The sequence below is a fragment of the Clostridium sp. KLE 1755 genome (genome assembly GCF_000466465.2).
In the GTDB taxonomy this organism is placed as follows: domain Bacteria; phylum Bacillota; class Clostridia; order Lachnospirales; family Lachnospiraceae; genus Eisenbergiella; species Eisenbergiella porci.
In genome coordinates this window covers 35,526-60,253 of sequence record NZ_KE992668.1, presented here as the reverse complement: position 1 = coordinate 60,253, position 24,728 = coordinate 35,526, and the positions used below count along the sequence as shown (strand labels likewise).

The 24,728-nt window shown below is 49.3% G+C and carries 20 protein-coding genes and 1 pseudogene; 12 read left to right on the top strand and 9 right to left on the bottom strand.

From position 1 onward, the window contains the following. Positions 1 to 2 precede the first annotated feature (2 nt). Positions 3 to 1,469: pseudogene (locus HMPREF1548_RS05125) on the top strand (sulfatase family protein). Positions 1,470 to 1,515: 46 nt separating this feature from the next. Here the strand turns inward: HMPREF1548_RS05125 and HMPREF1548_RS05120 are convergent. Beyond that, positions 1,516 to 2,346, bottom strand: coding sequence for a creatininase family protein (locus HMPREF1548_RS05120; RefSeq protein WP_035321107.1), 831 nt, complete (start codon positions 2,344 to 2,346; stop codon positions 1,516 to 1,518). A 195-nt stretch (positions 2,347 to 2,541) separates the two neighbouring features. Between HMPREF1548_RS05120 and HMPREF1548_RS05115 the strand changes: the two genes are divergently transcribed. Next, a complete protein-coding gene (locus HMPREF1548_RS05115; RefSeq protein ID WP_021634752.1) occupies positions 2,542 to 4,305 on the top strand; it encodes an ATP-binding protein in 1,764 nt (587 codons plus the stop codon). A 37-nt stretch (positions 4,306 to 4,342) separates the two neighbouring features. Here the strand turns inward: HMPREF1548_RS05115 and HMPREF1548_RS05110 are convergent, their stop codons facing one another. The 4 genes from HMPREF1548_RS05110 to HMPREF1548_RS05095 are packed head-to-tail and all read right to left on the bottom strand — an operon-like array spanning position 4,343 to position 7,776. Next, positions 4,343 to 5,098 (bottom strand): hypothetical protein, encoded by a 756-nt coding sequence (locus HMPREF1548_RS05110; protein ID WP_035321105.1) that lies wholly within the window; start codon positions 5,096 to 5,098, stop codon positions 4,343 to 4,345. 49 nt (positions 5,099 to 5,147) lie between these two features. Beyond that, on the bottom strand, positions 5,148 to 6,590 hold the full coding sequence (locus HMPREF1548_RS05105; RefSeq protein WP_021634750.1) for a sensor histidine kinase: 1,443 nt from the start codon (positions 6,588 to 6,590) through the stop codon (positions 5,148 to 5,150). Then, positions 6,587 to 7,246, bottom strand: coding sequence for a response regulator transcription factor (locus tag HMPREF1548_RS05100; RefSeq protein WP_021634749.1), 660 nt, complete (start codon positions 7,244 to 7,246; stop codon positions 6,587 to 6,589). The genes HMPREF1548_RS05105 and HMPREF1548_RS05100 overlap by 4 nt, the downstream gene beginning before the upstream one ends. Further along, positions 7,243 to 7,776 carry a hypothetical protein gene (locus tag HMPREF1548_RS05095; protein WP_021634748.1) on the bottom strand — a complete coding sequence of 178 codons (534 nt, stop codon included), beginning with the start codon at positions 7,774 to 7,776 and terminating at the stop codon, positions 7,243 to 7,245. The genes HMPREF1548_RS05100 and HMPREF1548_RS05095 overlap by 4 nt, the downstream gene beginning before the upstream one ends. Before the next feature lie 343 nt (positions 7,777 to 8,119). Here HMPREF1548_RS05095 and HMPREF1548_RS05090 point away from each other — a divergent pair, with 343 nt between their 5' ends. Then, a complete protein-coding gene (locus HMPREF1548_RS05090) occupies positions 8,120 to 8,833 on the top strand; it encodes a LytR/AlgR family response regulator transcription factor (RefSeq protein WP_051358322.1) in 714 nt (237 codons plus the stop codon). Positions 8,834 to 8,842: 9 nt separating this feature from the next. On the opposite strand, the gene HMPREF1548_RS05085 is transcribed toward HMPREF1548_RS05090, so the two are convergent. Beyond that, positions 8,843 to 9,187 (bottom strand): GNAT family N-acetyltransferase, encoded by a 345-nt coding sequence (locus HMPREF1548_RS05085; RefSeq protein ID WP_021634745.1) that lies wholly within the window; start codon positions 9,185 to 9,187, stop codon positions 8,843 to 8,845. A gap of 109 nt (positions 9,188 to 9,296) precedes the next feature. Here HMPREF1548_RS05085 and HMPREF1548_RS05080 point away from each other — a divergent pair, with 109 nt between their 5' ends. The 4 genes from HMPREF1548_RS05080 (at position 9,297) to HMPREF1548_RS05065 (ending at position 15,530) form a co-directional block, all read left to right on the top strand. Continuing rightward, positions 9,297 to 11,669 (top strand): ABC transporter permease, encoded by a 2,373-nt coding sequence (locus tag HMPREF1548_RS05080; RefSeq protein WP_035321152.1) that lies wholly within the window; start codon positions 9,297 to 9,299, stop codon positions 11,667 to 11,669. Positions 11,670 to 11,809: 140 nt separating this feature from the next. Then, complete coding sequence (locus HMPREF1548_RS05075) at positions 11,810 to 12,496, top strand: response regulator transcription factor (protein WP_021634743.1); 687 nt, start codon at positions 11,810 to 11,812, stop codon at positions 12,494 to 12,496. 8 nt (positions 12,497 to 12,504) lie between these two features. Continuing rightward, the gene (locus HMPREF1548_RS05070; protein WP_021634742.1) at positions 12,505 to 13,545 is read left to right on the top strand and encodes a sensor histidine kinase; all 1,041 of its coding nucleotides are present in this window, start codon (positions 12,505 to 12,507) and stop codon (positions 13,543 to 13,545) included. Between the two features lie 173 nt (positions 13,546 to 13,718). Further along, the gene (locus tag HMPREF1548_RS05065) at positions 13,719 to 15,530 is read left to right on the top strand and encodes an ABC transporter permease (protein ID WP_035321151.1); all 1,812 of its coding nucleotides are present in this window, start codon (positions 13,719 to 13,721) and stop codon (positions 15,528 to 15,530) included. A 168-nt stretch (positions 15,531 to 15,698) separates the two neighbouring features. Here HMPREF1548_RS05065 and HMPREF1548_RS05060 read toward each other — a convergent pair whose 3' ends face one another. After that, entirely contained in the window at positions 15,699 to 16,667 is a 969-nt protein-coding gene (locus HMPREF1548_RS05060) for a helix-turn-helix transcriptional regulator (protein WP_021634740.1), read from the bottom strand. 198 nt (positions 16,668 to 16,865) lie between these two features. Beyond that, a complete protein-coding gene (locus tag HMPREF1548_RS05055; RefSeq protein ID WP_025489249.1) occupies positions 16,866 to 17,234 on the bottom strand; it encodes a helix-turn-helix domain-containing protein in 369 nt (122 codons plus the stop codon). Between the two features lie 355 nt (positions 17,235 to 17,589). On the opposite strand from HMPREF1548_RS05055, the gene HMPREF1548_RS05050 reads away from it, so the two are divergent. The 5 genes from HMPREF1548_RS05050 (at position 17,590) to HMPREF1548_RS05025 (ending at position 23,255) form a co-directional block, all read left to right on the top strand. Then, positions 17,590 to 17,865, top strand: a complete 276-nt coding sequence (locus HMPREF1548_RS05050) for a hypothetical protein (protein WP_021634736.1) — start codon at positions 17,590 to 17,592, stop codon at positions 17,863 to 17,865. Positions 17,866 to 18,026: 161 nt separating this feature from the next. Then, the gene (locus HMPREF1548_RS05045; RefSeq protein WP_021634735.1) at positions 18,027 to 19,724 is read left to right on the top strand and encodes a type 2 periplasmic-binding domain-containing protein; all 1,698 of its coding nucleotides are present in this window, start codon (positions 18,027 to 18,029) and stop codon (positions 19,722 to 19,724) included. Positions 19,725 to 19,820: 96 nt separating this feature from the next. After that, positions 19,821 to 20,777, top strand: coding sequence for an ABC transporter permease (locus tag HMPREF1548_RS05040; RefSeq protein WP_021634734.1), 957 nt, complete (start codon positions 19,821 to 19,823; stop codon positions 20,775 to 20,777). An 18-nt stretch (positions 20,778 to 20,795) separates the two neighbouring features. Beyond that, positions 20,796 to 21,701 (top strand): carbohydrate ABC transporter permease, encoded by a 906-nt coding sequence (locus HMPREF1548_RS05035; RefSeq protein ID WP_021634733.1) that lies wholly within the window; start codon positions 20,796 to 20,798, stop codon positions 21,699 to 21,701. Between the two features lie 447 nt (positions 21,702 to 22,148). Then, entirely contained in the window at positions 22,149 to 23,255 is a 1,107-nt protein-coding gene (locus HMPREF1548_RS05025; RefSeq protein WP_276945827.1) for an aldo/keto reductase, read from the top strand. A 15-nt stretch (positions 23,256 to 23,270) separates the two neighbouring features. On the opposite strand, the gene HMPREF1548_RS05020 is transcribed toward HMPREF1548_RS05025, so the two are convergent. After that, a complete protein-coding gene (locus HMPREF1548_RS05020) occupies positions 23,271 to 24,488 on the bottom strand; it encodes an ATP-binding protein (RefSeq protein ID WP_021634730.1) in 1,218 nt (405 codons plus the stop codon). Positions 24,489 to 24,728 lie beyond the last annotated feature (240 nt).

The following is a 24,728-nucleotide window of genomic DNA, read 5'->3' as shown; positions in this document are numbered from 1 at the left end:
GAATGAAGCCGAATATTATTGTTTTTATGACGGACCATCAGCGCGGAGACACCATTTTAGAAGGATCCCCGGTAAAAACACCGAACCTGGATCGGTTCAGGAAGCAGTCGGTAACGTTCCGGGAGGCCTACTGCCCGGCGCCTCACTGCTGCCCCAGCAGAGCTACCTTTTTTTCAGGCCTGTACCCTTCGGAGCATGGTGTATGGAATAATGTGAATGTGGGTAACGCTTTGTCCACGGGACTGTTTGAGGGAGTGAAGCTGTTTCCGCAGGACTTGACGGAGAATGGCTATGCGGCTTATCTGTCCGGCAAATGGCATGTAAGCGCGGAACAGGGGCCGGAGGAGTTCGGACTGCAAAGGCTGTATCACGGCCAGACATATGCGAAGCTGCCGGACGGGCCGGATACGCGGGAATGGGATGCGTATTTGCAGGAGAGGGAAAATATGGATTACGGCGGGGAGACGAGGGAAGAAGGCGGCATTATCCGCCCGGGGTATCCCCATTTTACCTTGTATGGACAGACGGAGCATCCCTTTGATGATGACAGAGTGGTGGATGAGGCGGTGCAAAAGCTGCCGGAGCTGTATGGGGCAGGAAAGCCGTTTTTCCTGTTTGCCGGCCCTCTTGGCCCGCATGATCCATATTTTGTGCCGTAGCGCTTTCTGGATATGTATGATCCACAGGAGCTGGAACTTCCGGAGAGCTTCGCAGATACCATGGAGGATAAGCCCGCCCTGTACCGCCGGACACGGGAACGGTTCGGCCAGCTGACGGAAAGGGAGCAGCGGGAATGCCTCCGCCATTTTTATGCGTTCTGCACCTATGAGGACTGGCTGTTCGGAAAGCTTCTGCATGCGGTGGAGGAGTTGGGAAGGATGGAGGATACGGTGATTCTGTACCTGTCGGATCACGGAGATTATGTGGGTGCGCACGGCCTTTGGACAAAGGGGCTGCCCTGTTTTAAGGAGGCATATCATATCTGTGCCATGATTGGCGGCGCAGGCATCAGTGAACCGGGGAGAACGGAGGACTGCATGGTATCCCTTGCCGACTTTGCGCCGACCATTCTTGAAATGGCCGGGATCCCTGCGGGCAGAAGCTTCAGCGGCAGCTCCCTGGTGCCGTTCCTGAAGGGGGAGAGCACTCCTGCATGGAGGCAGGAGTGCTGCACCCAGACCAATGGAAATGAGGTTTATGGCATCCAGCGGGCGGTGTGGAACCGTAAATGGAAGTATGTATTCAATACGTTTGACTATGACGAGTTGTACGATTTGGAAGCGGATCCCCATGAAATGCATAATCTTCTGCAGGGCAGAGGATTGACGGAGGACAGCCCCTTCAGGGACATCGTAAAGGAGATGTGCTATAAGCTGTGGAGCTTTGCAAGGGAACACAAGGATACCTGTGTAAACCCTTATGTCACCACAGCCTTTGCGCCGTTCGGGCCGGGAATCCTGCTGCGGTAACCCGCCGGGCCTCATCCCTCCTCCCTGCTCCATACTACAGGCGGAGTTAAATAATTTGTTCAGCGATATTCACTGCCTGTAAATCCAGAATTTTTTCAAAAATGTCACCGACTGCTTTATAACCCGCGGGATTGCCGGCATAACCGAGAGGCACCGATTCCCTGGTAGCATCGCCGCCCTGCAGCCACTTCTGCAGCCCTTCCTGGTCAAGCGATGTGGAGGCCAGCCTTTCCGCTGTATTCAAATCAACCAGTTCCGGACAGAAATAATTCATGGCGGCAGTCTCAAATGCGCCGGCATGGATATCCAGGAGGCCGCGTTCCGAAGCGTCCTCCTCTTCGAACCATTCCATGGGGTATTCCGGATTGGCTACCAGTAAAAAGTCTTCATTCCCCTGCCAGCCAAACAGAGGCAAATCCATTTCATTCAGTACAAGCCTGGCTGAAAGCTCCAGTTTTTCATTTACTTCTTTTATGGTATCCACGATAGCGCCTACATGATAAGAATCCCCATGATAATTGAAACAATAGACATCATGAAAAGAAAAATCCCGGACATTTTCAAAGATTTCGAACAGAACCTGTTTCATGGTCTGCGGACGCAGCGAAAAGGTGCCGGGGAAATTATGGGTGCAATGATTTACCCCCCAGTAGTAGGGCGGCAGGATGACACTTTTTTTCCCCATGCTTTCCAGCTTATCCCTGACGATTCTGCACATTCCATAGCTCCAGTAAATATCGGCTCCCAGAGGAAGGTGCGGCCCGTGTTCCTCGATAACTCCCAGGGGGAAGAGTGCGGGTATCTTCCGGCCTCCCAGCTTTTGGACCTCCTGCCAGTTTTCTTCGGCTAACGTCTCCTGTAAGATTGATTGAAACATATATGGCGCCTCCTTATACATTTTGGTCTGACTATTTTACCACGGGGAATGGTTTTATCCAAGGCATCCGTCATGAAAGGATACCGTTATTGTAACGAAACGGAGTTTGAAGGGAAAGGCTCCTCCTGTATAATTAATGGTAAATAATAACAGCCTGATAAGTTTCTCCATACGTATTGGAGAAAACCAGGCGGTATGATAGAATATAACCTGCGCCGTCTGCGTTTTAATACAATGAAAAGGAGAGAAGCGATGGACGCCTTATTGATAAAATCCATCATATTTTCACAGGAGCCGGATACCCCGGAGACGGAGGGCAGCTCCAACGCCGTCATGGTACCGGATCCGGATTCGGAATATGGCTATAAAGTAGAGGAGGCGCCGTCTACCTGGAGGGAGCTGACGGAGGAGGAATTCATTGCGGAAAACAGTTCCGCGAATGCCATAGAGACGATGGAGCTTTCCAGCAAGTTTCCGTTCCTGTTTGCGCTTACTGCCAGTATCTGCCTGGTATACCTGCTGAACCGGTTCCTGAAATCAGGGGCGGGCCGTATGAAGTGGCTGGGCAATATCCTTCTGACGGCGGTCTTTTTTGCATTATTCCAGTATCATTGGTGGATCCGTCTGCCGCGCAGCGTTTACTATTTATTTCCTGTGCTGGAGGTGGTTCTTTTGCTGACGGTTATCAGTCTGGTCTCCCGAAAAAGCTTCAGTAAAAAAATTTATATTGCAGTCACCTTTCAGGCTGTTTTCGGCCTGTGCGAAGTGCTGCGCAGCTATGGGGAGCTGTTTTTGGAACGGCTGGGCGGCTATCTGGGAATCGCCTCGAACGCGGAGTCGTTTCTTTTATATTCCTATATGGCGGATCCGGCGGACGCTTACCCCTATGCATCACTGAACATCAGGGTTTACCTCGACTGGGAGGCCTGCCTGATGCTTGTCCTGTCCTGTGCGGTAATGATTCTTTCGGTCAGGAAACTGGCGCGGGGAGGGCATCGGAATATGGAGGAAATCCCCCGCAGCGAGCTGTATTTTCTTTTGACGCCGGCCTTTGCTGCAATCGTGTATTCCGTCTTTACCGGGGTGGCCCGGCTGCTGCTGAGAAATACTGTTTTTGTCAATTGGGCCACCTGGGACAGCCCGGTCCAAAGCATGACCCTGTACCTTATGATCCCCTCCCTTGCCGTCGCCTCCCTTGTGTGTATCCTGTACGCCTATACCATATATCAAAAGCTCATCACCTATATGGAGGAAAAGCAGAGGGCGGTGATCCTGGCAAACCAGGTGGAGCAGATGCAGGGGCATATCCGGGAGATCGAACAGCTTTACACCGGCATCCGATCCATGCGGCATGATATGCAGAATTACCTCTTCGATATCAAGAGCCTCCTGGCGGCCCGGGGAATTGACGTGGAGGAAAAAGGCAGCGAGCTGGCCGGTTATTTCTCCGGAATCGGCAATTCGCTGGACGCGCTGAACTATTCCATACATACGGGGCATCCTGTGACCGATGTGGTGCTTAATGGAAAAGCCGGACGGGCCAGGGAGCGGGGCATCCGCTTCGACAGTGGCTTCCGTTTCCCGTCAGACTTTGGCATCGATGCCTTTGATCTGAGCATCATCCTGAACAACAGCCTGGACAATGCGCTGGAGGCCTGTGAGCTGCTGCTGGAGCAGACGCCTGAAGCCGGAGCGTATATAGAGGTTACCTCCTGCTGCAAAGACAATATGTTCCTGATGGAGGTGGAAAACAGCTGTGACGGCGTCCTTCTGGAAGCTGAGAGCACAGCAGCCCCGCTTACCCGCAAAAAGGACACCGCCCGGCATGGGCTTGGATTCCAGAATATTCTGCGCTGTTCGGAAAAATATTTCGGAAGCGCAAAATATTCCTGCAGCGGGCAGACATTTCATCTTACCGTTATGCTGCAAAAGGCCGAAAACAATCCTGCTGCCGATTGATTTCCGGGAGCAGGATTGTTTTCGGCTAATTTGCAGATCAGCCCAGCCCCTTGCCTTCCTCCAGGGGAGTAATTGATTTCAATGCGTATTTTTCGGTCGTGTCTTCAAAGAACCTGACTTTTCCGGCCAGTGAGTCCACGCCAATCAGCAGGGCGCGCCCTCCGCTGCGGCGGATTACAACGGAAATGGTGTCCGACGAGGTAGTGGCGCTGCCAAGGATTTCCAGGCTGCCTTCCTCCGCCAGATCATGGGAAACCACGAAATCCTTCGCCAGCTCCTTTGCCGAATCCGCATTGACGGGCTTCTCGCTGCCTGCCCAGTCCACATAGCTTAAATGCATGCCTTTTATCATGCCTTCTTCTGTAAAAGCCACATCATACATGGGCTTTGTCTTAATGTTCTCCATATCGATCTCGGCGTCGGCGGAAATTTCGCCTAAATTAAGCTCGTCGGGAAGAAAGGTTACGGCCGTCTGCGCCTCGGCGTCAAATTCAGGCATTGCCTCCATGTGCTGCACACTGACGGAATAGCCGGCAGTATCGGACATATCCACATCAAAATAGCTGAGCAGCGCCTCTTTTGCCAGATTGATAAAAAGCTCCTCCGGTTCAGCCTGCCTGGTTTCCGCATTATTTCCGGCTGTTTCAGCAGGGGTCTGTACCGGGACGACGGCAGAGAGGGGCTGGTTTTGCATTTCCTGGGCGCTGACGCTTCCGCAGGCCGGCAGGCTGAGCGCCAGAACTCCTGTACAAAGTAATCCCATCATTTTTTTCATGCTTTTCTGTTTTCTCATATTGAGTCTCCTTTTCCTGTGTTTTTTACCTGTTTGGTATGATGCTATCTTAAACAGGAAATGTTTCATGTTTGTAACACGGGAAAATAATTTTTATTCTGGTGCCTTCCCCTGCCCGGCTTGTCAGTTCCAGCTTTGCGTGATGGATTTTTACGATATCGGCGCAGATGGATAAGCCAAGCCCCACGCCGTTATTTTTCCGGCTCCTTGTTTTATCCACCATATAAAAGGTTTCAAATACCCTGGACTGTTCCTCCTCCGGGATCCCCTTTCCCTGATCCTCAATTTCCATAATCGCGCAGGCTTCTTCCTTCTGGACAGAAATCCGGACGGCGCCGCCCGCGGCGGAGGCCTTTCTTGCATTATCCGCCAGATTCCCGATGAGGTTTAGCAGGAGATCCTTTTCCCCAGGGATAACAACAGGCTCATCCGGCATTTCCAGCACCAGATCCATCTGCGCCTGCAGGATGGACGGCGTCAGGAGAGCTTCCGCCTCCGCCAGCACCTCCCTCAAATCACATGGGACAAGCGCAAAGCTGTGCCGTTCCAGAAAAACAAGCTGGAGCATCGTTTCGGATAATTTTTCAATCCGTTTTCCCTGTTTAAAAATCCGCTCGCCCAGCTCCTTGCAGGCCGCGCCGTCATCCTCTGAGGTACGCAGCAAATCCGCATAGCCGATAACGGCAGTGAGAGGGGTTCTCAGCTCATGGGAAAAATTATCGATAAACCGCCGCTGTTCCTCCGCCGTCTTTTCCAGGGCCGCTATTTTTTCCTCAATGATCCGCGCCATTTCGTTATAGCGCATGGCCAGCTCACTGATTTCATCCTTTCCCCGCACCACAACATGCGCCGTATAATTGCCGCCGCCCATTTTTCTGATGGAATCTGTAAGAAGACGGAGCGGCTTTGTCAAATAGCCGGATATTGCGTACATACCGGCAGACAGAACGATTACGGACAGCAGAAAAAGATTGAAAAAGTAACGGTATTGCCGGCTGCGTTCCTGCACAAAAGCGGTAATATCCATGAAAACGGTATTCCTGTAGACATGGTTCTGAAAGGAAAATTTGCCGGTCAGGCGGAGATAGCTTTTTTCGCCGTATTCCAGGACCGTATACTGTGGGGCATAGGTTACCTCCTGCATGGCCATCATGGGAAGCTCCGAATCCAGATTGCTGTACACGGGCAGGACGCCGTCCTGTGCATATTCCGCAAGCTGGTAACAGACGCCCTGGGTTCCTGAACGGTTTTCCATATATTCCTTGATGTATTGGTTGAGCTTTCCCAGCCCCCGTTTTGAATCACGTATGCTGCTGATATAAACGTACCAGTTCAGGCCATCTGAAACGCTTTTTTGTTCCTCCGCCAGCTGCGTTAAATTGATTTGGAACACTTCCTTTGCATTCTTTTCGATGAGCAGAATACCCGTCCCCAGAAAAATAAAAACGGAAAAAAGAAGCGGCCACAGACAGAATTTTTGCCATAGCTTCACGTTTCCGGCACCTCCAGCCTGTAGCCAACCCCTCTGACAGATATAATAGAATCCTCCAGCCCCGTCTTTTTTTTCAGCCGCTGTACATGGATATCCACGGTCCGGCTGTCCGGGTCGAATTCCCCCTCCCATACCTCTTCATAAATGCGCTCCCTGTAAAGGGCAATATTCCTGTTCCTGAGAAACAACAGAAGAAGCTCATATTCCTTTGCGGTAAGCTCCACCGGCTGACCGTTTTTCCTTACGGTTCTTGACAGGGTATCAACCTCTATCCCGGCCGCTGAAATCTTATCCTGCAGCTTATGGCAGCGTCTCAGGACCGCCTCCACACGGACCGTCAGCTCGGCCAACTCGAAGGGCTTGGTGATATAGTCGTCCGCGCCCAGCCGAAAACCCTTCACCTTGTCCTCCAGCCGGGTCCTGGCCGTAATAAAAATAACGGGAATCCCAAAATCCTTTATGTACCTCATTAATTCATACCCGTCCGCCCCTGGCAGCATGATGTCAAGGAGGATTAAATCGTACCGGTGTTCCTCCAGAAGTTCGGCGGCCTCAAGGCCGTCATAAGCGCACAGGCACTGGTATCCCGCCCTGGCAAGCCCCCGTGAAATGACATCCGCAATCATTTCCTCATCCTCAACTATCAGAATTCTCATTTCCTTTTACTCCCTGCTGTACTTTTCAGCCGCCTTATTTTTATTTTTTTATTCCGGCTTTTCAGTAAGGCAAACAGCGCCTCCACTCCGTCCGGCCCTAACTGATCCTTGAAAACAGGGACAAACCATGTCTTCGTCTGCACGGCTAAAATATCCTCGGTTTCAATTACCTTTATCAAATGCTGATACAGTATTTTCCCTTCCGCATGGTTCGTGAAATTAATAAGGGCAATGCCTTCCTCATCGAACCAGGTGGTACACTGAAAAGCAGACGCACCGTTCAACAGCTGCATATTCTTTAAATTATGATGAACCGTAATCCTTTTAAATAAAACCATCTGATAAAGCAGCAGAATGAGGCCCACTATAAAATAAATGACTGCCAGGACATGTACTTTCAGAAGTATAAAAACAGTGCCGCCTGCCAGATAGACCAGCGTCGCAACCTTTTCTGTCCTGCTAATCCCATATTTTGCAATTCCCCGCAATATATGCTCATCAAGTATGCCGTTTGTTTTAAACCATTCCATTTTTATCCCCCTGCATATCGCAGATTTATCTGCGATACTGCGTTAATCAGCAGCTTGAAATTTATATTAAATATACCATAGGTAACGGAAGGATTTTCTTCCTTTTCATTACATTTCCATATGCGATTCATTACATATTCTTTGCGCCCTGGTCAGGATTATGGTAAAATCGTAGCAATTTGTAACTATCCAATCAGGCCTTCACTTTTGCCGCCCAGACCGGAAAAAGTGATTCAGAGGTGCAAAAAACCATTGCTGAAGGCGGTTTTTACTGAATTTTTGCAGCGATATGGTAAAAAAAGGAACGGTTACACAGTCTGAACAAGGGAACAGGAGAATGATTATGCTGCGGATTGCTATTTGTGATGATGATCCCCATATGCTGTCCAGCCTCGCTGCTTTATGTAAGAAAATCCTGCCGGAAGCGGAGGTTACGGAGTATAAAAGCGGTGTGGAGCTGTTAAGCGGTAACGGAGGTTTTGAAATTATATTGATGGATGTGCGGATGGAGGAAATGGATGGCTTAGATGTGATCAAACGGCTGCAAAGCAGGGAGCGGGAAAAATCTCCCGTCCGGCCTTCCGTGATTTTCATTACGGCCTATGATGATTATGTATTTGAAGCGCTGGATTTATTTCCCTTCCATTATCTGCTGAAGCCTCTGGATGAGGAAAAATTCGCAAAGGTCCTGAAGCTTGCAGCAGAAAAATATACGAAACAGGAAAAAGAGGAAGCTATCCTTTTCCATACAAAAAATAATCATCTGCGCCTTTATCCCAGTGATATTTATTTCGTGGAGAGCAACCTGAGAAAGGTCATTATTAATATGGAAAATGAGCATTTTGAAATCTATTACACGATGGCGGAGCTGGAAAAGCTACTGGGAAGCGCTTTTTTCCGCTGCCACAGGGGATACCTGGTAAACCTGGATAAAATCAGGAGCTACGACAGAGAATCAATTAAGCTTACCAATGGCAGCAGCCTGATTCTATCCAAAACGAAATATGCGGAATTTGTTGATGCTTATATGCATTATCTTGCGCTGGAGGAAGGATGAGGGGGTAGCTTATGTCAGGCGGTACTCCTCCCGGAGAACCGCATAATAAAGGTCGTCAAAGAACGCGCCGTCCTGGTAGATTGCCTTTACAAACCGGCCCTCCCGGCGCATCCCCAGCTTTTCCATGACACGCCAGGAGCCTGTATTGGTTTCCAGGGCGCTGGCGCAGATACGGTTGATGTCCAGGGTGCAAAAAGCGTAGTCGCAAAGCTGTTTTGCGGCGCGGGTGGCGATTCCCTGTCCCCAGTACTGCTTTCCAAGCCAGTACCCCAGCTCTACAGACTTCTGCCCGCGCCACGGGAGATAGAAGTAGACGATGCCTGCCGGGTGGCCTTTGATTTGTTTTGCGGACATTTCTGTAACCTTTTTGTTTTACAATAATTCCATCAACAGGCGATGGCCCTGCAGGAGGTATTGCAGGGCCTGAAAATGTCCTGATTACAGAATGATGGAGGTAAAACATATGATCCGGCCTTTTGAAAACAATACCGAAGCCTTTGTAAAACGGCTGGCAAAGCGCAGCATGCAAAGTGAAAGACGCCGCAACGCCATGGTGGTGATATCGGTTGCCCTGGCGGCTTTTCTTATCAGTTTTGCCGGAAGTACGGCGGTTTCCCTGGTACAGATGCAGAACAATCAGATTTCGGATACCTATGAAGCGGTATACAGTAATCTGACGGAAACGGATATGGAGGCTCTGAAAGAACAGCCCGGAATTGAGCGGGCGGGGGAATATTATCTGATTGGAGAGGAACAATCCATACAGGGGTTCAAGGGCTCTTTTATTTATGCGGATGAAACCATGATGTATACAGGGCGGAACCAGATGGAAATCGTTGACGGGGAACTGCCGGAAGAAGCCAATGAGATCATGGTAAGCAGGAACTGGCTTAAGAAATTTGCCCCGGAGGCCGGGATCGGAGACTGCATAGCCTTAGGGACAGAAAGCTTCCCGGGGGAGTACAGGATTTCCGGGCTGATGGATCTTGCGAATGTGGAAAACTCGGAAATCTATGGTTTTATAGTATCAAAAGCGCAGCTGGTGCAGCTGCCCGGTTATAACCCTTCCGGATTCCGTGCCTATGTCCACTTAAAAAATGTGCAGGAGATGGACGAAGAGGAGATAAAAGGCTATTGTGAGAAAATCGCTGAAAAATACGGGTTATCGGCTCCGACCTATTATTCCCTGTTTTTTTCACGGACCTTCGGCAGTGTGGATTTCGGTACGACGGCGGTGCTCGGCGTTTTGGCGGCGGTTGTTCTGACAGGGGGCTGCGTGGTAATCCAGAGCATTTTCCGCATATCAATTCATGATAAAATCCAAAGCTTCGGGCAGCTGCGTACTCTTGGGGCCACCAAAAAGCAGATCATGCGCATGGTAAAAAAAGAGGGGCGCCGGCTCGGATGGCTTGGAATTTTTGCCGGAACGGCGCCGGAAATCATCATACCGGTTTTTCTGGTCCCGAAGGGACTGCATATTGCCGGATACCTGATGGCCCTTGCGGCCACGGTCCTGATCTGCCGGGGAATGGTGGCGCTCTCCATTAAGAAACCGGTCAGGATGGCCGCGGATACTTCTCCCATGGAAGCGGTGCGGATAGCCTCGGTGCAGAAAGGATTTTCACACCGGCGCAGGAAGTGCCAAAAACTCAATCCCCTGACGCTTGGCAACATGAATTTTCGCCGGGACAAAATGAAAACCGTCAGCATTACTATTTCCTTAAGCATTGGCGGGATACTGCTGTTATGCGCATCCACGCTGCTTCTGACCTACGAACCGGAAGCATTGGCAGGCAAATATTTTCCCAACGGCCATTATAAGGTTTATACCGATTCGGAAGAAGAGCTTTCCAAAGTCCTGTATTCCGGCAATCCGTTGTCGGAAGAGCTGCGGCAGGAGATTCTTGCCGTGGAAGGCGTAGAGGATGTGATTACAGCGCGAAAGAGTGTGGGAACAGATTATAAGGCAGGCTCTTATACCGGCGGCGGTATGGGGGATATGATTACACGGGACAATTGCCAGGCACTGGAGAAGGGGCTGACGCAGGGGCACATGCCGGAGGGAAAGAAGGGAATTCTGCTGCCAGATCATGTGGGGGTTGAAGTGGGAACGGCCGTACAGCTGTCGCTGGGAGGCAGCACCGTGGAGGTTACGGTAGACGGACTTTTTGACATAACAAAGGTAAGCGCCGGATACGGCCATGGGAAATACCAGTTTGACGGCGCTATGCTGTATCTGCCGGAAGAACTGTTTCAGGAGCTGCTGCCTGGTGTCGGGAACTTCGATTACTCCTGGGACATTGTAAGCGACCCTGCCATGGACAGCGCTGTTAAAATGGCGCTGCAGGAGATACTTGACAGCCATACGGGAATCGGGCTGGACACCTTTTCCGACTATGCGGAATACTGCAGGTCAACCAATTCGGCGGTGTTCCATATCATGCAGGGAATCGCCCTGCTTATCTCCCTGTTCGGAATCATCAATCTCATTAACACGACGCTGTCGAATCTGATGTCCAGGAAGTGGGAGAACAGTGTGCTGCGGTCTGTTGGGCTGACTAAAAAGCAATTATACCAAATGATTACAGTGGAAGGGGTAGGGTATGTATTGCTGTGCGTTCTCCTGACGGCACTGCTTGGTCTGCCGCTGTCCTTTGTTCTGCATCATGAAATAAGCGCGGCCGTATATGGCAGCCCGACGGCTTTCCGCTTCCCGTTTTTTTATATGGCGCTGTATTTTCTGCTGCTTATGGCAATTCAGTTCCTGTTGTCTTTGTGGAGCATCAGGAAACAGGGAAAACAGTCCCTGATAGAACAATTACGGAAGCTTGATTAGCTTTGGCGGGGTGCTTCGCCATTTTTGTGGTGAAAATTGTTGAGATATTATCAATAGAGTGCTAAGATGATGACAGGGGGCGTGAACAGCGCCCCCTGTCGCATTTTGGAATGCAGGACGGAAAAGGGTGGTAGAAATAAATGAAACGGATATTTTTTGTGGAAGATGATTTAAGCCTGATTAACGGCCTGGCCTTTGCCATGAGGAAACAGGGCTATGAGCTGGATATTGCAAGGACAGGCACCGAGGCCGGGCAGCTGTGGGCGGACGGGAAATACGATTTGGTCATTCTGGATGTATCCCTGCCCGATGGATCCGGATTTGATTTGTGCAAAAAGATACGGAAAACATCCAGGGTGCCGATTATGTTCCTGACCGCTGCGGATGAAGAAACCGACATCATCATGGGCCTTGATATAGGCGGGGATGATTATATTACCAAGCCCTTCAAGCTGGCGATATTTCTTTCCAGGGTGAATGCCCTCCTCCGCAGAAGTGAAAACTTTAACCAGGCCGAAACGGAACTGAACTCAAATGGGATAAGGATCTGCCTGCTCAGCCGGGAGGTCCGTAAAAACGGGATGTTGGTTGAACTGACCGCCAGCGAGTTCAAGTTGCTGCGCCTGTTCATGGAGAACCCGAATATTGTCCTCTCTCCGGAACAGATTCTCAGCAGGCTCTGGGACTGTGACGAAAATTTTATAGACAGCAATACCCTGACCGTTTATATCCGCAGGCTGCGCACAAAAATCGAGGATAACCCCGCCGAGCCGCGGAACATAGTGACCGTCCGCCGCATGGGTTACCGGTGGAACAGTACGGATTGAGGTGCGTTATGAAAATATTCGTAAACCGAAAAATAAAAACTTTATTTTGCAGCGTGCTGCTGGCCATTGCCGTATTTTCCCTGATTTCCGCCGCCTGCGCCGGGCTGGGGTTAAAAAATGCGGCGTTCTGTGTGCTGCTTTCTTCCGCAGGCATGGGGCTTTTGGTTTTCACGGCCATGTATTTATATTTCAGGGAGCAAAGCAAAATCATGGAAAGCGCTATTTTGCAGATCCGGGACTATATATCGGGAGATCGGGACGCCAGGATCGAATGCGACGATGAGGGAGATCTGTACCGCCTGTTCCAGGAGGTCAATTCCCTGGTTTCCATTCTGAACGCCCATGCCGAGAATGAGGGACGCTCAAAAAAGTTTATGAAGGATACCATCTCCGATATTTCCCACCAGCTCAAAACACCGCTGGCCGCCCTGAATATCTATAATGGGATTATGCAGGAGGAAACGAAGGATATGGAGACGCTCAGGGAGTTTACCGCCCTTTCGGAGCAGGAGCTTGACCGGATCGAAACCCTGGTACAGAACCTGCTTAAAATTACGAAGCTGGATGCGGGAACAATCGTAATAGAGAAGGCGACGGAAAATGTATCCGAAATGATGGGCTGTATTGAAAAGCAGTTTGCTTATCGGGCGGAACAGGAGGGAAAGCGCCTGATTCTGTCCGGTGATGACACGGTTACTTTTTCGTGCGACCGGATCTGGCTGCTGGAGGCGGTTGGCAATGTTGTTAAAAATGCCTTTGACCATACGGACAAAGGGGCCGAAATCAGGATTGAATGGTGTGAATTTGCCTCCATTGTCCAGATTGTCGTAAGAGACAATGGCAAAGGTATCCATCCGGAAGACCTGCCCCATATTTTCAAACGGTTTTACCGAAGCCGTTTTTCCAAGGATACCCAGGGAATCGGGCTGGGGCTGCCTCTGGCAAAGGCAATTACGGAAGCGCACAGCGGGACCATCGAGGTTGACAGTGAGCTGGGGGCAGGCACAACCTTTACCATGAATTTCCTTTGCAACTGCCCGGCTGGCTGAAGGGGCTGATTTTCCCAATCCTACAAAATTGTAGGATTCATGTCATCTGACAGTAGGGTTGATGTGTTAATCTTTCTATATCAAAACAGAAAGAGGTGATCAGCCTTATGGAATTATCAGGGGTTAAAAATATTTCCAAAACTTACGGGAGCGGCGGGGCTGGCAAGCATGCGCTGAAGAGCTATCTCAGCCTGATTCCTATCTCCGCCAAAGTACACAGGCGGCAGAACCGCATGACGCTTCTGTGTATAATCTTTGCGGTGTTCATGGTGACGGCTGTGTTCAGCATGGCCGAAATGAGCGCCAGGATGGAGCAGACGAGATTGTTGGAGAAGCACGGCAGCCTGTCCTTTGCAGAACTGTTCCAGAGTGAGCTGGGACAGGCGTTTATACTGACTGCAGGGGGAGTGTTCGTGCTGATCCTGATTGCGGGCGTGCTGATGATTTCAAGCAGTATCAACAGCAGCATTGCCCAGAGGGTTAAATTTTTTGGAATGATGCGCTGTATCGGGATGAGCAGGCGGCAGATTATCCGCTTTGTAAGGCTTGAAGCCCTGAACTGGTGTAAAACTGCGGTCCCGATCGGGCTCGTGCTTGGCATTATCGCCTCATGGGGGCTGTGTGCTGCGCTGCGTTTCCTCGTGGGCGAGGAATTTTCCAACATCCCCCTGTTTGGGTTCAGCATCATTGGAATTGTCAGCGGGATCGTTGTGGGCGTTGTTACGGTATTGCTCGCCGCCAGGGCTCCCGCCAGGAGGGCTGCAAAGGTATCGCCGGCCGCTGCGGTTTCGGGCAGTTCGGAAAGCGCCGGGGCACAGCTTCATCCTGTAAAAGCCCGTTTGGTCAAAATCGAGACGGCGCTGGGCATTCATCACGCTGTTTCCGCCAGGAAAAACCTGTTCCTCATGACGGGCTCCTTTGCCCTCAGCATTATTCTGTTTTTATGTTTTTCCGTTCTGATCGATTTTGTCAACTGTGTTATGCCGCAGTCGGCGGCGGATTCTGATATAGGAATAACAAGCAGCGATGGTACGAATTCCATAAACAGCGGGCTGGTTCAGACGCTCAGCGGCATGGAGGGCGTCAGACGGGCCTACGGACGCAGGAGCTGTTTTGAAATCCCTGCGGGATTAAACGGCGATACTACATTTTCCACAACGATCGATCTGATTTCCTATGATGATTTTGATTTGGACTGCCTTAAAAAGGACGGTCTTCTCAAAAGAGGCAGCGACCTGTCAAAGGTATACGGCGACAGTGATTATGTTCTTGCAACATGGGATTGGAACAGCCCCTGGAAAATCGGAGATAAGATCCGTATCGGAGAGGAAGAGCTGGAAATTGCAGGGCTGCTGAAATATGACGTGTTCAGCGGCGACGGGCTCACAAACGGCAAAATAACGCTTATCACTTCAGGGGAAACCTTTGCCCGCCTGACAGGGGTGAACGGCTATTCACTCGTTATGGTACAACTGACCGGCAGTGCAGATGATGCGGATGTTGATGCAATCCGCAGTACAACAGGCAGTGAATATGTCTTCAGCGATAAGCGTGACCAGCGCACGAGCGGGACATATCTTGCCTTTGTAACCTGCGTATATGGATTTCTGGGGATTATCACGCTGGTTTCGGTGCTCAATATTGTCAACAGCATCTCCATGAGCGTGTCTGCCAGGATGAAGCAGTACGGAGCCATGAGGGCGGTGGGAATGGATGAACACCAGGTTACTAAAATGATTGCCGCCGAAGCCTTTACCTATGCTTTCTTGGGAGGAATCATTGGCTGTGGAATCGGGATACCCGTCAGCAGGATGATTTTCAACTTCCTCATTGTTGATCATTTCAGCTATGTGGCTTGGAGCCTGCCGGTTGCTTCACTGGCCATCATACTCCTGTTCGTTGTTACTGCGGCGGTACTGGCCGTTTATGCACCGGCAAAGAGAATACGGAATATTTCCGTAACAGAAACGATCAATGAATTGTAATGAACGCTGACTGAAGCCCCGGAATGCGGGAAGGACGCCGCCTGCGTGGATGCGTTTATCCTGCTGACTGAAGGTAAAACTTAATAGGATCTCTCCGTCCATTGTTTCAGCGGAACAGATGAATACAGACGCCCGCGCTGCTTTCCCGCGCGGGCGTCTGTAAAGTAATTAAATCTTTTTCACCGGCCTGATGTACTTAAAATACTGCTCCGGATTAAAATAGAAATACAGGATCCTGCCGGGCTGTTTATCATAGCAGTAGCCGGTTCCGGAAAAATCAAAATCAGCCATCGCCTTTTCAATCTTTTCCTCAACACTGCGGTTTTCCTGTTCATAATCAAAGGGGCCGTGCTCAAAAACAATATATTCGGCCTCCGGGACATCGTTCATCATCAGCTGAGGGGGAACCTCGCCGTCATAATCGGCGGGAAGCCGTATGCCATGGCATTCCGTGCGCGGGTATCCCCAATCGCAGAGCCTGCCGTCCGGGTCGTTAATATACGCCATAATCTGCCCGCTTCCGCTGTTCGGCTCACTTCCTCCGTCATCGTCCAGCTTGCCCTTGATGCTGTCTAACAGGCCGCAGATGGTTTCCCGGTCCTGTCCCGGAATCAGGCTTTGCTTCTGCCAGAAATCCCAGTACCCATTGCTTTCATAATTTTTGATGTGCATAAATTTGTGCGCAGGTATTGTCACAAAATAAATCTTAACGTCTTCGTCAGATTTCATCATACCAATCTCTCCTAATCCTAAAAAGTAGCGGTCGAAGGGGTTTATTTTTGTACGCAGAACGACTGGCAGGGGATTTTTCCGATATTCGCTGGGCGTTATGCCATAAGCCGCCTTAAAGGCTCTTGTAAAAGCCTCATGCGAAGAAAAGCCATAGTCAAAAGCGATATGCAGCAGGCTTTTATCACTGTCCCGGACCTCCTTCAGCGCAAAGGCCAGCTTCCTGTGCCGCAGATAATCCCGCAGCTGCATGCCGGATATTTCCCTGAATTTCCTTGTGGTATAGAACTCGGAATATCCCAGCCTGCGGGAGAGACAGCGCAGCGTCAACGCTTCATCCTCATAGTTTTTTATGCAGCTGTCGATTTCATCAACAATCATCTGGATCTGCTTCTGCCATTCGTACATGCCTGTTTACCTCGTTTCGCCGCTCTGAAGCCATTATAAGCTCGTGGGAAAGGGAATGCTTGATTTAAGTTGCCATGATTTATTATTATCGGCGGCACAGCATTTGACTCACCTGTGCTTCGTCTGTTTTACGGGAATTACAGGCCGGTCAATAAAAAAAGTATATAAATGCAGGGAAAATACATTTACATACTTTTCTTAATTGTCCGGTGATTTGCTGTATTTGGGGATCAGCGTTAAATTTTCCAGCTGCCGCGCGGCTTCCTTCTTCCCTTTGACGTTCAGCTTCCTGAAATAACGGAGCATGCGTTCCTCATCCCCGGGAATATCCGGCGGGGAAGCTGCCATGGATTCCCAACCCAGCAGATAGGGAGGGGAGCACTGCAGTATTTCTGCAAGCAGGGCGAGCTTATCATAAGGTATGTTTTTGATTTCACCGCTTTCATATCTTTGGGCGGTGGGCTGTGAAATGTCCAGGGCTTCGGCTATCTCAGTCAGGGTTATATTTAACAGCGTCCTCCGCTCCTTCATGCGCGTGCGGAAGGTTTCATATGGATTGGGATTCATGAATTATCACCTGTTTGAAAATTATTTCTGATACAAAGTAAATATATCATAAAATTGCGTTCTAAGCAACGAATGTCCAAAATCGGAAAGGGAGGATCCGGAAATAAAAGTAACAGTTCGGACAGGTCTGTACATTTGCCGTACAGAACGCCTGAATGCACAGAAAAAGCAGGTCTCCGGCCTGTCGTACAACGTTTTTGGATGCCTGCCGCCTGTGACGGTACAGCTGTCTGGACGGTTAAATAGAACGAAAAAATGGCTGGCAGGAAATGATAAGACTAATTGACAATATATGGTAGATTATGTTACTATGAATATACGCAATATATATATTTTTAAATAAGGATAAATACGCATGAAGTATAGAGTGGATTTAAAATCACTGAAAACGGAAATTGAACGGAAGGGGTTTCAATCCGTAGAAGAGCTTTCTGAAAAGAGCAGGATTAACGAAAGAGAGCTCACGCTTGTATTGGATGGGAAAAATCTGCCTGCGATGGACGTTATGGTGGAGCTTGCCTCCGCCCTGGAGCTTACTCCGGAAAAGGCGAATGAAATTTTTTTTAACAGGATTATACGTAATACGTATAAAAAAGAAAGACATTTCGGGGACGGGAAGAAGGGTTTCTGAAAGGGCACGGCGCCTGGCAGACGGGGATACGAAAAACCAATGGCTGTATAGCCGGGCGGCAGTCTGAGGGGATTTAACAGGACAGGCAGGAAAAATGGAAATATCCGGAATTTTGCCATTCTGTTGAATTAATAAAACAAACTGAACAAGGAGAGGGTTACATGAAAAGAGGAAAAATCACATCAATCCTGGCATTAGGAATGTCGGCGGTTATGATGCTGTCTCTGGCAGGCTGCGGAAGCGGCGCGGAGGAAGCAGCAAACGCGCCGCAGACGGAAACGGCAGCGAAGCCTGCTGAGGATGGGGAAGGAGAGGCGCCTGCTGCGGAGGCGGGAAGCATTTCTTATCCGTTAAACAGCGATATTAAGGTTCTTTGGTATGCGCAGGATAATATACTGCCTCATGAGAAGTTCAAGGATGCATCGGAATCACCGTTCCATATCGGGCTGGCTGAGAAGCTGGGAGTGTCAATCGACTGGCTGTTCCCTACCACCGGCTCCGACGGGACAACTTTTACAACCACCCTGCTGGCAGATCCTGCTAACCTGCCGGATATTATGGGCGTTTACTGGATGAACAACGCCAACCAGTACATAGAGGATGAAATCATATGGGATTTGACGGATTATATCAGGCAGTATGCGCCGGATTATTATGCATGGCTGCAAAGCAACCCTGCCTATGACAGGGCAATGAAGACGGACGACGGCCGGTATTATGCCTTTGGCTTCTTCCGGGAGGACGGCGGCTGGAACGACAGCTACCAGGGACCCGTAGTGCGAAAGGACTGGCTGGATGAATGCGGCCTGGAAATACCGGAAACTATTTCCGAGTTTGAAAATGTAATCCGCGTATTCAATGAAAAATACGGCGCTACCTTTAATTCCTCATTTTCAGTCAGATATAAGGCGGAGGGCGTTGCAGGCGCGTTTGGCGCATATGGGAACGCGGATGCCGGGAACGGCTGGTATGTGAAGGACGGTAAGGTCGGCCTCGGCCAGGCGCAGCCGGAGTGGCGTGATTACGTGAGCTGGCAGAACAAGCTGTGGAAAGACGGCCTGATCGATCAGGATATCATGACGGAGGACGACACAACTATCAAGGATAAGATTCACAATGATAAATGCGGCATCTCAATCACCTCCATGGGCCAGATGAATATCTGGAATACGGAGCGTGAGGCGGACGGCAAGGAAGCGGTATGGATCGGCATCCCTTATCCCAAGTCGGATAACGGTGAGATCTCTTCCATATTCGGCGGCCCCGGTATTGGCACGCAGACGACTGTCATTACCAAATCGGCGGACGAGGAGACGATGAAGCTTTGCCTTCAGATGCTGAACTATGCATACACGGAGGAAGGTTCCCTGTACTGGAATTACGGCACGCAGGGCGTATCCTGGGAGTATGACGACCAGGGTGTTCCGGCCTTTACAAACCTTGTGACGGATGACAAGGATACCGATCCGATGACAAAATATAATGGCCTTACCTGGGGCGCTCCCGGGATCCAGGCAACCAACCTGCTGTATTTAAAGAACAGTGAAGCGGCGATTGAAGCCAATAACACATGGTTTTACGTATATCCGGATGATGAAGAAAAGAATCGGGCTGTCACCAGCGGATGGAAATGGCCGATAGGCGTTACCTTTACCACTGCAGAGGCAGACAAGCTGGATGAGATAGCGCAGAATATCCCCACCTTTGTGGAAGAAAGCTTTGCCGAATTCCTCACAGGCTCCAAGGACATCAATGATGATGCCGTATGGGAAAAATATCTGTCAGATCTGGAAACCTACAATTTGTCCCGCGTACTTGAAATCCGTCAGGCCTGCTATGACCGGTACAAAGAGCGTTAACAATAAGCGGTAAAAAAGCTTGGAAGCAACCGGCAGCAGCGAAAGGCGTATGCCTTTCGCTGCTGTCCGGCTATAAACGCTGAAAGGAGAACAGATATGAAGGCAGATGCTGCAAAGGGCGGCGCCGGAACTCTCAAAAAAAGGCTGACCAGGGACTGGAACATGAACAAATGGAAATATGTGATGATCATCCCGGTCCTTGTTTATCTGGCGCTGTTTTGTTATAAACCGATGTACGGCCTGATCATTGCTTTTAAGGACTACAAAATCACAAGGGGGATCCAGGGCTCATCCTGGGCAAATCCCTGGTACAAATGGTTTGTCAATTTCGTCACGGATCCTTATTTCCCGCGTGTTATCAAGAATACATTCCTGCTCAGCGGGCTGACGATCATCTTCAGCTTCCCCGCGCCGATTCTTCTGGCGCTTCTCATAAATGAAGTGCGCAACCGGACGTTTAAGAAGACGGTGCAGACAATTACATATATGCCTTATTTTATTTCCATGGTTGTCCTGTGCGCCATGGTAAAAATCTTCTGTATGCAGGACGGGCTATTCGGACAGATAGCGGGCTATTTCGGAGGAACGGCGGAGAACTATCTGGTGAACCCGTCCTACTTCAGGATTATCTATGTGGTGTCGGATATCTGGCAGAAAATAGGCTGGGATTCCATTATTTACCTGGCGGCGCTGTCCGCGATAGATCAGGAGCAGTATGAGGCGGCGCGCGTGGACGGGGCCAACCGGTTCAAGCAGATGCTGCATATCACGCTGCCCGGCCTGCTTCCCACCATTATGATCCTTTTTATCCTGCGCATGGGCAATATCCTGAACGTAGGCTATGAAAAAATCCTGCTGCTGTACAATGCGTCTACCTATGATGTGGCGGATGTGATTTCCACATATACGTACCGTTTGTCATTTCCCACCAGCGGTACGCCTATGTATTCAAAATCAACCGCCATCGGGCTGTTCAATACGCTGGTCAATGTGGTTTTTCTGCTGATAACGAATGCAATCAGCAAGAAATCCACGGAATCCAGCCTGTTCTGACAGGGAGGAAACAACGACATGAAGAAAAGCTATTCTCAACGACAGAAGCGTATAGAATCCCGCGGGGACAGGATTTTTTCAGGGGTAAACGCAGCTATTCTGATACTGCTGTGCATTGTGACGCTGTATCCCATCTGGTATGTCCTGTGCGCTTCCTTTACATCCAATACGTACCTGGTGTCCCATCCGGGGATGATACTCTGGCCGCATGAGTTCACGCTGGGGGCGTATAAGCTGGCGCTGACGCATCCCCTGCTGCTGTCAGGATATAAAAATATCCTGATCGTGCTGTGCGTATCCCTGCCGATCAATATACTTCTCACACTGTTTACCGGATATTTTATGGCGTCAAAGAAAATGATGTTCAAGCCGGTAATCCAGTTTTTAATTTTGTTTACCATGTTTTTTTCGGGAGGCATGATCCCGTCCTATCTGAATATACGCAGCCTCGGATTGTACAATTCCCTTTTTGCGCTGATCCTGCCCGGTGCGGTAAGCGTCTATAATTCGATTATATGCAAAACGGCAATCGAGGCCATGCCGGATTCCCTGATGGAATCGGCGTATATTGACGGGGCAAACGATCTCACTATCCTGTTCCGCATCGTCGCGCCGCTGATCAAGCCTACCATGGCGGTGCTGCTGCTCTACTATGGCGTGGGCCACTGGAACTCCTGGTTTAATGCTTCTATTTATCTGCAGGATAACAACAAGCTTCCGATCCAGAATATCATGAGGGCTATATTAATTGCCAACTCCAATGTCCTCAATTCGGCCGCGGCGGAAAACGATCAGGTGAACCAGTTTGCGGAAGCGATTAAATATGCCACCATCATACTGACAACTGTACCGGTGCTGTGTATTTACCCGTTTGTGCAGAAGTATTTCGTGAAGGGTGTTATGATTGGGGCGGTTAAGGGGTAATCCCGGAGGAAATATACGGCTTTCCTGTAATGATTTAATGAATGAAAAAAGGCTGTCGCTTTAACGGTTAGAATCGTAAAGCGGCAGCTTTATTTGCATGGAAAGGTGTATTTTGTTTTTTGGTTTGCCTGGGTAAACAGCATCCAGTGGCCGTTATGCCGGTTCAGAATATCCATCACCGCATGGGAATCGATGCCCCGGCAGCGGTACAAAGAACAATTATATTGGAAAGAATCAGGTTCCGGACAGGTGAAATCCAGACGAACCAGCCGATCTTGGAAGGATAATAAGTTTTTCTGCATACCTTGTCAACAGATATTCTGATCGGTAATTTCATGTCATAGCCATAAGGTATTGGCTATTTACAAAAATGGATTATATAATAACATCAGGAAACAGCGCCGGAATCCCCCGGATGCTAACAAGATTTTTATATGGAGGGAACGAATGATGGAATATAGAATAAATAAACGGACTAAAGACAAAATCAGCATGCTGGGGTTTGGAACCTCTTATATTGCACAGGCCGGTGAAAAAGACGCAGTGGAAGCCATCCGGAGAGCCTATGAGGGCGGCGTAAACTATTATGATCTTGCCACTGCAGAGAGCAGGACCTTTCCGTACTTTTGCACAGCGCTTGGGGATGTGCGTAAAAGTGTGATGTATCAGGTGCATTTTGGCGCGAATTATGAAACCGGTGCTTATGGCTGGACAACGGACGGTGAAACTATCCGGCGCAGCATAGACTGGCAGCTTAGCCAGCTGAAAACAGATTACATAGATTATGGTTTTATCCATTGCCTGGATGAAATATCAGATTGGGAGGAGTATTGCAGAAACGAAGCTTTTGATTATCTGATGCAGATGAAAAATGAGGGTGTGGTGAAGCATATCGGTCTGTCCTCTCATACGCCGGCGGCGATCCGGCGTGTGCTGGATGAAGCTCCTGTGGATATGCTGATGTTTTCCATAAATCCGGGATATGATTATCAAAAAGGAGATTATGCCAACGGTACAGTGGATGAACGCGCGGCCGTGTACCGCCGCTGCGAGGCGGAAGGAATCGGTATCTCGGTAATGAAACCCTTTTCCGGCGGACAGCTGCTGGATGCTTCCATTTCACCCTTTGGCAAAGCCTTGACGGTATACCAGTGCTTACAGTATGCCCTGGACCGCCCCGGAGTTCTTACCGTGCTGCCGGGGATGAATTCCGCGGCCCAGGCGGAACAGCTGCTGCAGTTTTTTGAGGCCTCCGGAGAAGAGAGGGATTATTCGGTGATCGGTTCCTTCAAGCCGGCGGACGCGGTGGGAAAATGTGTCTACTGCAACCACTGCAGGCCCTGCCCTGTGGGAATTGATATCGGAACCGTCAACAAATTTTATGACCTTGCAAGAAATGGAGATACCATGGCGGCCGGACATTACTATGAATTAAAGCTCCGGGCGGATGCCTGCATATCCTGCGCTCACTGCAATAACCGCTGTCCCTTTGGCGTGGATCAAAGCGGCCGGATGCGGGAGATTGCAGATTATTTCAGAACGCAGGATGAATGAAAATGCAATAATTAATTATTCCCATTTTTCAGATAACAGGAATTCGCGGATATTCCGATGCTTGATGCCATTGCGGCTCATATCGATTTCATCCATGGAAACCACATATTTGGGGAAATTGTCGCGGATAGTATCGTAGACACCAAATTCCCGGTGAATGGTATCTTCTGAGGCCAGAAGATAAGTTACCTGAATATACAGCTTCTGATTCTGTTTTTCACAGATAAAATCAATTTCCCTTTCCGCAGATTTACCTACGGTGACGGTATATTCCCGACGCAGCAGTTCCATGAAAACAATATTTTCAAGAATCAGGTTGATATCCCGCATATTGCCTCCGAACACGGCTTCACGGATACCATGGTCTGCAATATAGTATTTTTCGTTTGTCGTAAGTATCTGTTTGCCCTGTAAATCCTGTCGTTTTACCCGATAGAACAGGTAAGCGTCCAAACAGTACCTGATATAGTTGAGCACGGTTTCAGAGGATACGGTACGGCCTTCACTTTTAAAAAACTTTGTGATGGAGGTTGCAGAAAAAGGAGTCCCCACATTTGCCGTGATGTAAGCGATAATCCGTTCCAGCAGATCCACATCACGTACATTATTACGCTTCACGATATCCTTTAAAACAACAGAATCGTAGAGCGCTTCCAGATATTGGCGGCATGGCTCCCGGGCATAGCGAAGATTGGCAAGGTAGGGCATGCCGCCAGCAGTAAGATATTCGCGGAAGGCTTGCGCCGGATTGGCAGCAGGAAATACGGAGGTGTAAAGCTCCCGGAATTCCCCGAAAGAAAAAGGATAGATGATGAATTCAATATATCTGCCGGCAAGATAGGTAGCCAGTTCCCCGGAAAGAAGTTTAGCATTAGAACCGGTGATGTAAATATCACAATCTAATTCCACACGGAAGGAATTGATGCATCTTTCCCAGTTCACTACCTCCTGGATTTCATCAAAGAAAAGATAAACCTTTCCATTAATTTCAGCTGTCTGCTGAATAATTTCCCGATATAATGCTTCCGCCGTGCAAAGATGGGAGTTTTTCATTGCTTCAAAATTAAATGTAATGAACTGCGCATCGCTTATGCCGGATGAAATCAGTTCTTCCTTAATCAAATCCAGCATAACTGATTTACCGCTTCCACGGATACCAGTAAGAACTTTAATCGGATCATTTCCGATAAAGGGGCGGAGTCGGCGCATGTATTGTTCACGCTTAATCATCATGAGCACCTCTCTCAAATCTTGTTAACATCATCATATTCCACTTATAGCAGAAAAACAATATAAAATTAATATTTATTCGATATATAGAGTGAATGTAAAACACGACATGGTTTGCTTGATATAATCAATAATTCACGTGAATTAATTCTTTTCCGGTTTTCGGAAGTTATCTTCCTGATCCTTTTATGACTGTTTTGGGCATATGGCTAAAAGAAAAGATCTGGAATATGACCGGTGGCG

What these genes read in the sequence shown, in the direction of transcription:
- HMPREF1548_RS05120 (WP_035321107.1), bottom strand. Translation starts at nt 2,346, where the DNA reads ATGTTTCAATCAATCTTACAGGAGACGTTAGCCGAAGAAAACTGGCAG.
- HMPREF1548_RS05115 (WP_021634752.1), top strand. Translation starts at nt 2,542, where the DNA reads ATGATAGAATATAACCTGCGCCGTCTGCGTTTTAATACAATGAAAAGG.
- HMPREF1548_RS05110 (WP_035321105.1), bottom strand. Translation starts at nt 5,098, where the DNA reads ATGAGAAAACAGAAAAGCATGAAAAAAATGATGGGATTACTTTGTACA.
- HMPREF1548_RS05100 (WP_021634749.1), bottom strand. Translation starts at nt 7,246, where the DNA reads ATGAGAATTCTGATAGTTGAGGATGAGGAAATGATTGCGGATGTCATT.
- HMPREF1548_RS05095 (WP_021634748.1), bottom strand. Translation starts at nt 7,776, where the DNA reads ATGGAATGGTTTAAAACAAACGGCATACTTGATGAGCATATATTGCGG.
- HMPREF1548_RS05090 (WP_051358322.1), top strand. Translation starts at nt 8,120, where the DNA reads ATGCTGCGGATTGCTATTTGTGATGATGATCCCCATATGCTGTCCAGC.
- HMPREF1548_RS05085 (WP_021634745.1), bottom strand. Translation starts at nt 9,187, where the DNA reads ATGTCCGCAAAACAAATCAAAGGCCACCCGGCAGGCATCGTCTACTTC.
- HMPREF1548_RS05080 (WP_035321152.1), top strand. Translation starts at nt 9,297, where the DNA reads ATGATCCGGCCTTTTGAAAACAATACCGAAGCCTTTGTAAAACGGCTG.
- HMPREF1548_RS05075 (WP_021634743.1), top strand. Translation starts at nt 11,810, where the DNA reads ATGAAACGGATATTTTTTGTGGAAGATGATTTAAGCCTGATTAACGGC.
- HMPREF1548_RS05070 (WP_021634742.1), top strand. Translation starts at nt 12,505, where the DNA reads ATGAAAATATTCGTAAACCGAAAAATAAAAACTTTATTTTGCAGCGTG.
- HMPREF1548_RS05060 (WP_021634740.1), bottom strand. Translation starts at nt 16,667, where the DNA reads ATGTACGAATGGCAGAAGCAGATCCAGATGATTGTTGATGAAATCGAC.
- HMPREF1548_RS05055 (WP_025489249.1), bottom strand. Translation starts at nt 17,234, where the DNA reads ATGAATCCCAATCCATATGAAACCTTCCGCACGCGCATGAAGGAGCGG.
- HMPREF1548_RS05050 (WP_021634736.1), top strand. Translation starts at nt 17,590, where the DNA reads ATGAAGTATAGAGTGGATTTAAAATCACTGAAAACGGAAATTGAACGG.
- HMPREF1548_RS05045 (WP_021634735.1), top strand. Translation starts at nt 18,027, where the DNA reads ATGAAAAGAGGAAAAATCACATCAATCCTGGCATTAGGAATGTCGGCG.
- HMPREF1548_RS05040 (WP_021634734.1), top strand. Translation starts at nt 19,821, where the DNA reads ATGAAGGCAGATGCTGCAAAGGGCGGCGCCGGAACTCTCAAAAAAAGG.
- HMPREF1548_RS05035 (WP_021634733.1), top strand. Translation starts at nt 20,796, where the DNA reads ATGAAGAAAAGCTATTCTCAACGACAGAAGCGTATAGAATCCCGCGGG.
- HMPREF1548_RS05025 (WP_276945827.1), top strand. Translation starts at nt 22,149, where the DNA reads ATGATGGAATATAGAATAAATAAACGGACTAAAGACAAAATCAGCATG.
- HMPREF1548_RS05020 (WP_021634730.1), bottom strand. Translation starts at nt 24,488, where the DNA reads ATGATGATTAAGCGTGAACAATACATGCGCCGACTCCGCCCCTTTATC.